Genomic DNA, 11,858 nt, shown 5'->3' on the forward strand with positions numbered 1-11,858 from the left:
CTACTTGAGGTAGACCAGCCCGTCGAGCGCCACGCCCGGACGTCCCGCGGTGCCCTCGACCACGACCCGAACGGTGTGCTCGCCGCTGCCCGCCCACGACCGCGACCAGACCACCTGACGCGGCGCCGACGACGCCGAGCGCAGGTCGACCATGCCCTGCGGCCGCCCGTCGAGGAACACCCCGACCCGTCCCGCCCGCGGGCCCTTGCTGAGGACCAGCGCGGCCGAGGTGCCGCTGAACGTCCAGCTCGCGCTGGCTCCCCGGGTGCTGCCACCGACGGCGGTTCCACCCAGATAGCCCCCGTTGCGCAGGGCGGCCCAGCTTCCGGTGCGGCGGGCCGAGGCCTCCGAGACCACCCACGGCGTACGGGTGATGGTCGCGCTCGCGGCATTGCCGGCCCGGTCGATCGCCCGCACGGTGAACGGGGTGGCCCGGTTGGGCGGCGCCGCCACATCCCGGCTGCGGGAAGTCGTGCCCAGGTTGACCGCCAGCGGCCGGGTCAGGCCGACCGAGCCCAGCGCGACGCCGTCGCCCACGGTCCAGCGCAGCCGCAGCGGCACGGCCCCGGAGCTGATCGTGCCCGGCCGCAGCGCCAGGGCCGGCTTGGCCGCGAACACCGGCGAGTCCGCGTCGACGATGACCCGGCTGCTCACCGTGGTCGAGCGGCCGGACAGGTGCATGGCCCGCACGGTGAGCGTGTGGCTGCCCGGGGTCAGGCGCAGGCGGGTGGTGCGGTGGCCGCCGGGCGCCGCCACCCGGAGCACGCCGTCGACCCACACCTCGAACCGGTTGATCAGCGCGGACGGGGTGCCGGTGGTCCAGACCGGCTGGATCAGGCCCTTGGTGAAATAGCGCCGGGCCGAGAGTGCGGTGCCGCCGATGCGCAGCACGTGCAGGCCGGCCGGGGCGCCACCGGCGATCGCCCGGATCGACGGGAGCTGGGCATAGAGGGCGTTGCCGGGGCAGGCGGTGAGGCCGGCGTCGCGGTGGCCGGCGATGCGCCACAGCGCGGCCCGTTGACCCTTGGGGAAGCGGTTGCCGCCGCCCGAGGTGAGCACGACGCGGCCGTTCGGGGCATTCCCGTACGCACCCAGCTTGTACGCGGCCACGGCGGCGATCACGGTCTTGACCCTCGGTGTGACCCCGTGCCCGGCGTAGTTGCCGATCACGGCGATCGAGCTGGCGTCGGCGTTGAAGCCCATGGTGTGCGCGCCCAGCACGGTCCGCCCGACCCCGCCGCGGCGGCCCTCGAAGACGGTGCCGCACTTGTCGATCAGGAAGTTGTAGCCGACGTCGTCCCAGCCGCGGCTGCGCACCTGGTAGGCCTGGATGCCGCGGACGATGCCGGCCGACTGGGCGCAGCTGTAGCCGTTGCCGGTCGCGGTGTGGTGCACGAAGAAGACCTGGGTGGGGCCGGTGTACTCGGCCACGCCCTTGACGATCGACTCGTTGGCCCGCCAGCCGGCCCGCGTCACCATGCGGGGAACCGGCCGCGCGGGCAGTGGCACCGCCGACTTGGGCGCCGCCCGCCGGCCCAGAACCCCGGCCCCGATCGCCCGCGCCGACTCCTCGCGCGCGCCTTCTCCCTGCGCGCCCGTGCTTTCCGGCCGCGCGTTCTTCTCCCGCGCGCCGCCATCGAGCGTGCCCGTGCCTTCCGCTCGCGCGCTCTCCCGTGCGCCGCCTCCGAGCCTGCCCTCGCGCGTGCTTTCCGCCCGCGCGTCAGCTTTTTCCTTCGCTTGCGGGGGGCCTTCCTCCGCGTCCGGGTTGATCAGGTCGACCCGCAGGCCGCGCGGGAGCGGGTGGCGGGCGCCGAGCACGCGGGCCTCGATCCCGTCCGAGGGGCCCACCCACAGCGGATCGGACGAGCCCCGTAAGTCATGGGGAGCGCGACCGTCGGTCTCCAGCGTCTGCCAGGGGGTCCACCGGGCCGAGCCGACGGCCCGCGTGCGCACCTGGACGACGCCGTCGAGGCTCGCCCGCGGGTCGGCCCACGTCACGCCGACCAGGCTGAACGGGCTGATCGTGGACCGGCCGGCCACCTCGCCGAGATCAACCGTCTGCAGGGCCGGCGCGGCGGTCCGGACCGGCTGCGGTCCGGCCGCTCCCGCGGGCACGCTGCCGGTTCCGGCGAGCATCGCCAGCAGTCCCGAGGCAGCCAGAAGTTTCGTCCGATTCCGGTGCACGTGTCCCCCCGTGGTCCTGGTTGATCGGCCAAGTGACACCTTCGCCGCCGCAGGGACCGGACGTCCGGCGAATCCAGAACTAGGACGGACAATCCGTCGAAAATCGTGAGATCCCGTCCGAACGTCCGGCGTGTCGGACTTTTAAGAAGCCGTGTCGCGCCGCCGATGGAAGGGCGTGACCAGTTCCGACGCCGGCGCCGCGGCGCTTTCCCGTACGGGTCGGCGCGGCTTTGTTCTGCATATAGCGCTGGCGCTGCCGCTGCTCGTGGTTCAGGCGGCCGGCCCGGTATGGGCGCAGCAGGTGGCGATCGTCCTGATCGTCGTGCTCGGTCTCGTCGGGCTGCGGGTCGGCCCGCGCCGCTTCCTGCCGCCCGAGGATCGCGCGCCGTGGCGCTGCATCGAGATCGGCGCCTATCTCTTCGTCGTCACCATGGCCATCCGCGTCATCTGGCCCAGCACGAACACGTCGCCGCCGACGATGCTGGTCCTCATCCCCGACGCGCTCGTCCTGCCCGCGTACCTCCTGATCGGGGCCGCCTTCGCCGGGATGCTGAAACGCCGGCGTGCGGGCGAGGACGATCCGGCCCGGGTCGACGCCGTGCTGGTCGGCCTGGCCGCGGCCTTGCTGGTCTGGACCTTCGTGCTGGAACCGGCGCTGGCCGGCTCGGGGATGAGCCCGCTCCGGGTGGTCGACGCGCTGTTCTCGATCTTCGACGTGGTGCTGCTCGTGCTGGTCGCCCAGCTGCTGCTGGCCGGTGGCGCCCGCCAGCCCGCCATGTGGCTGTTGATCATCGCGTCCAGCGGCATGTTCCTCGGCGACACCTACTACACGCTGCGCAACGCCGAGCTGATCGACATGTCGACCCACGTCCTCGACATGATCTCCATGGTGATGTTCGTGGCCGTTCCGGCGGCGGCGATGCACCCGTCGATGCGGACGCTCACCGAGCCGCAGCACATCGTCGTCCGCGACCTGAGCCGTCGCCGGCTGGCACTGATCGCCCTCGTGGTCTCGGTGCCGACCGCGGTGACCTCGATGATGCCGGCCGGTGGCCTGGCCAACGACCTGATCCGTACGGCGTTGAGCGTGCTGCTGATGCTGGCCGTGCTGGCCCGGGTGGTGCGCTCCAACAACTCCCGGGCGCGGGCCGAACGGGCCAGCCGCCGCCGCGCCACCCACGACGCGCTGACCGACCTGCCCAACCGCGAGCTGCTCTCCGAGACGGTCAGCGAGTGGGGCGATCGGGTGACCGGGGAGAACCTCGAGATCAGCCTGCTCTTCATCGACCTCGACCGGTTCAAGCACGTCAACGACCGGTGGGGTCACGAGGTCGGCGACGAGCTGCTGTGCGCGGTCGCCGACCGGCTCTCGGCCCAGGTGCGCGACGAGGACCTGGTCTGCCGGATCGGCGGCGACGAGTTCGTGATCGCGCTGGCCAGCCCGTCGCATCTGCGCCTGGCCGAGTCGCTGGCCGACCGGCTGCTCGAGGAGTTCGCCCGCCCGTTCCCGCTGTCGGTCGGCGACGTGGTCGTCTCGGCGTCGATCGGCCTGGCCAAGTCGCACGGCGGCGCGCACGCGCTCGAGCTGATCCGCGACGCCGACACCGCGATGTACAAGGCCAAGGGCTCGGGCCGCAACGCCGTGGCCCTGTTCGACTCGTCGCTGCGCGAGAAGGTGCGCGACCGGGTCAACCTGGAGCAGGCGCTGCGCGGGGCCGGCGAACGTGGGGAGCTGGCCGTGCACTTCCAGCCGATCATCGACGTCGCCTCGGGCGAGCTGGACGGCTTCGAGGCCCTGATGCGCTGGGAATCCCCGACGCTCGGCTTTGTCAGCCCGATGGAGTTCATCCCGGTCGCCGAGGAGACCGGCATGATCGTCGAGATGGGGGAGTGGCTGCTGCGCGAGTCCGCCCGTCAGCTCGTCGAGTGGTCGCTGGAACGCGGCCCCGAGGCCCGGCCCCTGCACGTGTCGGTGAACGTGGCCGTCCGCCAGCTGCGCGACGGTTCCCTGGTCCGCGTCGTCGACGAGGTGCTGCGCGACACCGGGCTGCCGCCGTCCGCGCTGTGGCTGGAGATCACCGAGTCCGGCGTCATGGAGAACATCGAGGCCGCCCTGCTGACGCTGAACGCGTTGCACGCCCTGGGGGTGACCCTGTGCATCGACGACTTCGGCACCGGTTACTCGTCGCTCAGCTATCTGCAGCGCCTCCCGGTCGGCATCGTGAAGATCGACCGCTCGTTCGTCATGCGGATCGGCGACGGCACCAACGAGCCCATCGTCCGGGCCGTGCTGGCCATGACCCACGCGATGGGCCACCGGGTGGTGGCCGAGGGCGTGGAGACCCCCGAGCAGCGCGACTGGCTGCGTAACCAGGGCTGCGACATGATCCAGGGCTGGCTCTACGGCAAGGCCGACCGCCCGGCCAACCTGACGCACTGGATCACCCCGCACGTCACCGCCTGACCGCGCGGACGCCCCCGCACGTCACTGCCTGATCGCGGGGACCACCTCGCCCGTCGCCGCCTGATCGCGTGGACGAGCCCGTACGCCACCGCCTGGCGCGGGCCACCTCGCACGTCACCGCCTGACCGCGCGGGCCACCTCGCTCGTCACCGCCTGATCGCGCCGGCCGCCCTGACTATCCGGAAAAGCTTTCCGATTCTCTTGCGCATGTGTGCGGGCGCGCGTAGCGTCGGGAAGCGGAAAAGCTTTCCGGATAAGTTCTGAGGTGGATCGTGACGCAGCGTCGGGTTCGGGTGGATGCCCAGCGCAACATGGACGCGCTGCTCGGGGCCGCTCTCACGGTCTTCATGAGCTCGGGCGTCGACGCGCCGGCCAAGGAGATCGCCGACTTGGCCGGGGTCGGCGTCGGCACGCTCTACCGGCACTTCCCGCAGCGCTCCGACCTGATCGTGGCCGTGCTCGAGCACGAGATCGACGCCGTCGCCGAGCGGGCGCCCGCGCTGGTCGCCGACCACGAGCCCGCCGCTGCGCTCCGGGAGTGGTTCCGGGCGTACGTGGAACTGCTGGCGACCAAGCCCGGGTTCGCCTCGGCCCTGCATTCCGGGGATCCGGCGTACGCGGCCCTGCCCGGTTATTTCCTGCGGCGCCTCGGGCCCGCCCTGCAGACGCTGCTCGACCACGCCGCCGACGGGATCCGGTCCGATGTCGGCGCCGAAGACCTGCTTCACGCCGTTGCTCTGCTCTGCCAGTCCGTCTCGGGCCAGGGACGCGCCTACACCGATCGGATGGTCGGCGTGCTGCTCGACGGGCTCACCCGCGAATCCAAGGGGAAACCATGAACTACCGCAGTCTCGGCCGTACGGGAATCAAGGTCAGCCCGTACGCGCTCGGCGCCATGATGTTCGGCTCGGCCATGGGGGTCGGGAACGCCGACCACGGCGACGCGATCCGGATCATCCACCGGGCGCTCGACGCCGGCATCAACTTCATCGACACCTCCGACGTCTACTCGTACGGCGAGTCCGAGGAGATCGTCGGCCAGGCGATCGAGGGCCGCCGCGACCAGGTGGTGGTCGCCACCAAGTTCGGCCGGCCGATGGGTCAGGAGCCGAACCGGCAGGGCGCCTCGCGGCGCTGGATCATGCAGGCGGTCGAGGGGTCGCTGCGCCGCCTGCGCACCGACTACATCGACGTCTATCAGATCCACCGGCTCGACCCCGACACCGACATGGAGGAGACCCTGTCCGCGCTCACCGACCTGGTGCGCAGCGGCAAGGTGCGGGCGATCGGCTCGTCCGGCACACCGGCGTCCGACATCGTCGAGGCCCAGTGGCTGGCCGAGCGGCGCGGGCTGGAACGGTTCCGCACCGAGCAGCCGCCGTACTCGATCCTCAACCGCGGCATCGAACGGGACGTGCTGCCGGTCGCGCAGAAGTACGGGATGGGAACGCTCGTCTGGGGCCCGCTGGGCCAGGGCACGCTGACCGGCCGCATCCGCAAGGGCCAGGAGACCGACCTGCGTCGCACCCGCTTCTTCAAACACGTCTCGGACGAGCGCCGGGTCGAGGTCGTCGAGAAGCTGGTTCCGCTCGCGGCCGAGGCCGGCCTGCCGCTGACCCACCTGGCGATCGCCTTCGTGATCGCGCATCCGGGCGTGACCAGCGCCCTGCTCGGCGCGCGCACCATGGAGCAGCTGGACGACCTGCTGGCCGGCGCCGAGGTCACGCTGGGAGAAGACCTGCTCGACCGGATCGACGAGATCGTTCCGCCCGGCACCGACGTCGGCGCCCTCGACCAGGCCTACGTGCCCCCGGCCGTGCAGCTGACGTCCCGGCGCCGCCGCCCGGCTCTGGAACGCGCGGCCGCCTGACACATCGCTCCCGAACGCGTGACTGCCTGACGCCTGGCCCCGGAACGCGCGGCTGCCTAGCGTCTTGCTCCCACCGTCGGCTGCGAGACCAGCGCTAAGGGACCAGGGCCGGGTACGGCTTGAGGTCGATCGCCTCGGCCTTGCCGAACTGCCGGGCCAGCAGCTGCTTCATCGGCCACCGGCCCATCGAGTTCATCGACGCCGCCCGCAAGCGGATCGCCAGGCGTGAACCGGGGGCGAAACCGGCCATGCCGCCGGGCGGGAGCCGGGTTCCGTCGGCCACGTACGCGGCCATGGTCGCCTGGTAGGCGGCGAACGCGGCCTCGGGCGAGGTCGCCTCGGCCAGCTCGCCGGCCAGCACGTACGCCCCGACCAGGGACAGGCTCGTGCCCAGCCCGGCCAGCGGCGACCCGCAGTATCCGGCGTCGCCCAGCAGCACCACCCGGCCCCGGGCCCAGCGCTCGACCCGAACCTGGTCGATCGAGTCGAAATAGAAGTCTCCGGCGCCGGGCATGGCGGCCAGGAACGACGGCACCCGCCAGCCAACGCCGGCGAACCGCTCGGCCAGCAGCCGCTGCTGGGCGGCCCGGTCGAGACGGCCGTGCCGCTGGGACGTCCGGAAGCTCAGGCTGGCCTTGGCGGTGCCCCCGCGCTCGGGCCGCACGCCCGCGACCCGGCCGCCGGGCGCGTTGAACATCAGGAACCAGTTCGCCAGATCGCCGGGGTCCGGCACGGTGAAGTAGGCGCCGTAACCGCCCAGCGGCCGTACGTAACTCGCCTCGGGCCCGAAGGCGAGCGCCCGCACTCCGGAGTGGACACCGTCGGCGCCGACGACGATGTCGAAGCGTTCGGTGCCGCCGCTCGCGAACGTCACGTCGACCCCGTCGCCGTCCGGGCGCAGACCCGTGACGCGGTCGCCGAAGCGGTAGGCGGTCGTGGTGGCGGTGGCGTCGAGCAGGATGCGGGACAGGTCGCCGCGGGCGATCTCGATCTCGGCCACGATGCCCTCGCCGCCGAACAGCCCGGCCGGCATCGCCGCCATCCGCCGGCCACGGGCGTCGACCAGCGCGATGCCCCGCTCGTCGACCCGGCTGTCCACGATGGCCGGCATCAGCCCCATCCGCTCGGCGACCCCGCGAGCCGCTCCTCGGATGTCGACCGCGTGGCCGCCGGGGCGCGGGCCGGGCGCCTTCTCGACGATCGTCACGTCGGCCCCCGACCGGGTCAGCCACCAGGCCAGGGCCGGGCCCGCGATGCCGCCGCCGGAGATGAGGACGCGTGGCTGCGTACGGTGTTCTCTCATGTACTAGGACGCTAGAAGCGACGCTTTCCGAGCGCAAAGTGCCCTAGTACGGTCGGGTCATGGCCGACGAGCGTACTAGTACGGACCCGCCCTATCGGCGGATCGTGGCGGAGGTGCGGCGCCGCATCGAGCGGGGTGAGCTGCGGCCGGGCGACCGGGTGCCGTCAGCCCGCGCCATCACCCGCGAGTGGGGCGTCGCGATCGCCACCGCCACCAAGGCCCACGCCACCCTGCGCGAAGAAGGGCTGACCGTCGCCCGGCCCGGCGTGGGCACGGTGGTCGCCGGTCCGGCGCCGCGCCGGGACCACGAACTGAGCCGGGACCGCATCGTGCGGACCGCGATCGCGATCGCCGACGAGCACGGCCTGGCCGAGCTGACCATGCGGCGGCTCGCGGCCGGGCTCGGGGTGGCCACGATGGCGCTCTACCGGCACGTGCCGAGCCGCGACGAGCTGATCGTCGGCATGATCGACGTGGCCATCGGCGCGATCCGGTTGCCGCCGCGGCACCCGCCGAGCTGGCGCACCTGCCTCGAGCTGTGCGCCCGCGAGGAGTGGGCCGTCTTCCAGCGCCATCCGTGGCTGGGCCCCTCGATGTCGCTGACCCGCCCGCAGCTCGCGCCGAACGGCGTGCTGCTCACCGAGTGGGTGCTCGCCTCCTTCGACGGCACCGCGCTGACCGCCCACGAGCGGATGTACGTGCAGATCATGCTGTTCACGTTCGTACGGGGGCTCTCGACCGCTCTGGAGATCGAGAACGAGGCTGTCCGTGAGACCGGGCTGACCAGCGAACAGTGGATGGAGACACAGGAGGGGTCGCTGGAGGGGATGATCGGCTCGGGGGCGCTGGAGCACTTCCGCGAGCTGACCGAGCACGGGTTCGACTTCGGGCTCGACCAGCTGTTCGAGTTCGGTCTGGCCCGCCTGCTCGACGGCCTCACGCTCTTCGTCGACGCGCGAGCCTGAGCCATCGGCGCCGTTTCGTCGTTTTCGTCGTCGCGCGAGCCTGCGTCTTTCGTCGGTCTTCGTTGTCGTGCGAGCCTGCGTCCTTCGTCTTTTTCGTTGTCGCGCTTGCCGGCGTCCTTTCGTCGACCCGCCCGGACGTCAGGGCTCGATGATCAGCACGACCTTGCCGTGGCTGTGGCGCGACTCGACGGCGCGGTGCGCCTCGACCACCTCGGACAGCGGGAACGCCTGCACCGGCATGAGCACCTTGCCCTCGGCGGCCAGCGCGATCACCCGGGCCAGCCGCTCCGGGTCACGACCGGCCCGCACGACCCGGACACCGTGTTCCGCGGCCGCCTTGTCGTCGACGATCGTGCCGATCCGGTCGGGGCTGATGCCCAGGGCCACCGACTGCGCGATCGCCTCGGCCCCCGCACCGTCGAGCGCGGCGGTCGGCTGCAGCCCGGTATCCCGTACGGCCGCAATCAGCTCCTCGCCGTAGGGGACCGGGAGCGCGCCCTGACGCCGTACGCGGGAATGGTTGTCGAAGCTGGCCGAACCGATCACCGTCGCTCCGGCCAGACGCGCGAGCTGGGTGGCCACCGTCCCCACGCTGCCGGCCGCCGCGTGCACGAGCAGCACGTCTCCCTCGCCGACACCCAGTTCCAGCAGCGCGCCACTGGCCGTCTGGGACGCGGCGACCAGGGCGGCGGCGGTCGGGAAGTCGAGGTTGTGCGGCTTGCGGACCACGTTCGCGGCGGCGACACAGAGCAGCTCGGCGTTGCCGTTGAGCATGGTCGACCCGAGCACGGGGTCACCCACGGCCAGATCCCGTACGCCCTCACCCAGCGCGTCGACCACACCGGCGTACTCCTGGCCGATCGTCTGCGGGAACTCGACCTTGGCCCACGGCATGTTCCCCTGACGCACACCCACGTCGAACGGCTGGACACCGGCGGCCAGCACCCGCACGCGGACCTCACCCGGGCCGGGCTGCGGATCGGGGATGTGGACCACGTGCAGGACGTCGGGCGGGCCGAACCGGTCGAACACGGCAGCTCTCATGCGGCGAGTCTGCAAGCTGAAGCGAGGTTGAGGTCAAGCGCTCTGCACGCGCGCTGCACGCGGCCCGGCGCACGCTCCTCATCATGGAGACTCTCAGCGATCGTCTACTGGCCGCGCTGATCGGTGCGGCCGAGCTTTTCACTGTGGAACTGGGCCGGGAACTGGGGTTGTACGCCGCGCTGCGGGACCGGCCGCTCGACGCCGCCGAGCTGGCCAAGACGGCCGGGATCGACGAGCGGTACGCCGGGGAATGGTTGTCGCAGCAGGCCGCGGCGGGATTTCTGACGGTTTCAGATTCTCGTTTCGCGTTGGCCGAGGGCGCCGCCGAGGCCCTGCTGGACGAGGGCGGCCCCTTCTATCTGGGTACGGCCGGGGAGTTCGCGGTCGGCCTGGGGCTGCTCACGCCCAGGGTGATCGAGGCATTCCGCACCGGTGCCGGCATTCCGTACGCCGACTACGGCCGCCACATCCGGCACGGCATCGCGGCGTTCAACCGTCCGATGTTCGACCTCCAGCTGACCACTGAGTGGCTGCCCGCCGTGCCCGCCATCGAGTCCCGCCTGCGCGCCGAGCCCGGCGCACGGGTGCTCGACCTCGGTTGCGGCGCCGGCCGGTCGTCGATCGCGCTCGCCCTGGCCTATCCGGCGATTTCCGTACGGGGTGTCGACCTGGACGAGCCGTCGATCGCCGAGGCCCGTGCGGCCGCGGCGGATGCCGGAGTGGCTGACCGGGTGACGTTCGCCCTGGCCGACGCCGCGGTCGCGGATGCCGGCGCCTCCGGTCCGGCCGACGCGGCGGTCGCGGATTCCGGCGCTTTCGACCTGGTGACCATTTTCGAGGCTCTGCACGACATGGGTGACCCGGTGGGCGTGCTGCGGGCGGCCCGGTCGTCCCTGGCCCCCGGCGGCAGCGTCTTCATCGGCGACGAGCGGGTGGAGGACTCGTTCACCGCCCCCGCCGGCGAGATGGAGCGGTTGCAATACGCGTTCAGCGTCCTGCACTGCCTGCCGGCCACCCGGGCCGAGAACCCGGTGATCGCCAACGGCACGATCCTGCGCGCCCCGACTTTGCTGGCGTGGGCCCGCGAGGCCGGCTTCAATTCCCCGACGGTCCTCCCGATCGAGAACGATTTCTGGCGCTTCTACCACCTCCACTGATGAAGCACGTCACAACGAGCGGCCGATGACATTCTCCGGGTGGCCCGGTCTGACGTGATGACTTGAGAGGAAGGAACGACCATGAGCTTCCAGGCATATCTCGACAACATCGAGGCGAAGACCGGACTGACTCCCCGCCAGTTCATGGCGCTGGCCCACGAGCGCGAACTCGACAAGCCGTCGACCAAGGCGGGCGAGATCGTCGCGTGGTTGAAGGAGGATTACGGCTTGGGGCGGGGTCACGCGATGGCCCTGGTACACGTCATCAAGAACGGCCCCACCATCAGCGACAAACACGTCGGAACCTCCGGCGCCCATCGCGACGACTCAGACACACTCTGGCTGGACGGCGTCGCCAACCGCCCCTGAGCCCGGCGCGGCTCTCGACTCACGATGGTTGAGAGCGCGCCCGGCGTTCAGCAGGAGCCGGCATACGGTCCAATTGCCGCGAGGGCTTCAGCTGTGGGGGCGCCCGTTCTGCCGGCGTTCGGCAGGAGCCGGCTCGTGGCCCAGGTGCGACCCGGGCATCGGATGTTGGGGCGGCCCGTTCTGCCGGCATTCGGCGAGACCGCTCGTCGTCCAGATGCCGCCTGGGCTTCAGCTGCGGGGCCGCTGGTTCTGTCGGCGCTCAGCATCCGGGGGCAGCCGGCTCGCCTGTGGATAACTCGGTCATCGGGCCGAGCGCCAACTGTGGACAACCCCGCGCCAGGGCTTGACAGGGCGTAGCTTCGTCGGCATCTCCCAGGGCGGGTGGTTTCAGGGGGTCGTTGCAACACGGTCGGTGTTGAGGAGTTTAGCGAGGCGTTCGGCGGGGGTGTCCCAGTCGAGGGTCATGCGGGGGCGGCTGTTGAGTTCGGCCGCGACCGCGGCT

The 11,858-nt window shown here is 71.7% G+C and carries 9 protein-coding genes; 6 read left to right on the top strand and 3 right to left on the bottom strand.

Features of this window, described 5'->3' with window-relative positions:
• On the bottom strand, nucleotides 1–2,184 hold the full coding sequence (locus JIG36_RS46150; RefSeq protein ID WP_307873187.1) for an N-acetylmuramoyl-L-alanine amidase: 2,184 nt from the start codon (nucleotides 2,182–2,184) through the stop codon (nucleotides 1–3).
• 175 nt (nucleotides 2,185–2,359) lie between these two features.
• Here JIG36_RS46150 and JIG36_RS46155 point away from each other — a divergent pair, with 175 nt between their 5' ends.
• The 3 genes from JIG36_RS46155 to JIG36_RS46165 all read left to right on the top strand — a co-directional run bounded on the left by JIG36_RS46155 (nucleotide 2,360) and on the right by JIG36_RS46165 (nucleotide 6,518).
• On the top strand, nucleotides 2,360–4,648 hold the full coding sequence (locus tag JIG36_RS46155) for a putative bifunctional diguanylate cyclase/phosphodiesterase (protein ID WP_307873188.1): 2,289 nt from the start codon (nucleotides 2,360–2,362) through the stop codon (nucleotides 4,646–4,648).
• Nucleotides 4,649–4,920: 272 nt separating this feature from the next.
• Nucleotides 4,921–5,487, top strand: coding sequence for a TetR/AcrR family transcriptional regulator (locus JIG36_RS46160; RefSeq protein ID WP_307873189.1), 567 nt, complete (start codon nucleotides 4,921–4,923; stop codon nucleotides 5,485–5,487).
• The gene (locus JIG36_RS46165) at nucleotides 5,484–6,518 is read left to right on the top strand and encodes an aldo/keto reductase (RefSeq protein WP_203383260.1); all 1,035 of its coding nucleotides are present in this window, start codon (nucleotides 5,484–5,486) and stop codon (nucleotides 6,516–6,518) included. Before JIG36_RS46160 ends, JIG36_RS46165 begins: the two co-directional genes overlap by 4 nt.
• Nucleotides 6,519–6,612: 94 nt before the next feature.
• Here JIG36_RS46165 and JIG36_RS46170 read toward each other — a convergent pair whose 3' ends face one another.
• Nucleotides 6,613–7,821, bottom strand: coding sequence for an FAD-dependent monooxygenase (locus JIG36_RS46170; RefSeq protein WP_203383261.1), 1,209 nt, complete (start codon nucleotides 7,819–7,821; stop codon nucleotides 6,613–6,615).
• A gap of 59 nt (nucleotides 7,822–7,880) precedes the next feature.
• Between JIG36_RS46170 and JIG36_RS46175 the strand changes: the two genes are divergently transcribed.
• A complete protein-coding gene (locus JIG36_RS46175; RefSeq protein WP_203383262.1) occupies nucleotides 7,881–8,786 on the top strand; it encodes a TetR/AcrR family transcriptional regulator C-terminal domain-containing protein in 906 nt (301 codons plus the stop codon).
• A gap of 138 nt (nucleotides 8,787–8,924) precedes the next feature.
• Here the strand turns inward: JIG36_RS46175 and JIG36_RS46180 are convergent, their stop codons facing one another.
• A complete protein-coding gene (locus JIG36_RS46180; protein WP_203383263.1) occupies nucleotides 8,925–9,830 on the bottom strand; it encodes an NADP-dependent oxidoreductase in 906 nt (301 codons plus the stop codon).
• 83 nt (nucleotides 9,831–9,913) lie between these two features.
• On the opposite strand from JIG36_RS46180, the gene JIG36_RS46185 reads away from it, so the two are divergent.
• Nucleotides 9,914–10,987 carry a class I SAM-dependent methyltransferase gene (locus JIG36_RS46185; protein WP_203383264.1) on the top strand — a complete coding sequence of 358 codons (1,074 nt, stop codon included), beginning with the start codon at nucleotides 9,914–9,916 and terminating at the stop codon, nucleotides 10,985–10,987.
• An 81-nt stretch (nucleotides 10,988–11,068) separates the two neighbouring features.
• Nucleotides 11,069–11,356, top strand: a complete 288-nt coding sequence (locus JIG36_RS46190) for a DUF4287 domain-containing protein (protein WP_203383265.1) — start codon at nucleotides 11,069–11,071, stop codon at nucleotides 11,354–11,356.
• Nucleotides 11,357–11,858: the final 502 nt, after the last annotated feature.

This window comes from Paractinoplanes ovalisporus, assembly GCF_016834655.1.
GTDB lineage: Bacteria > Actinomycetota > Actinomycetes > Mycobacteriales > Micromonosporaceae > Actinoplanes > Actinoplanes ovalisporus.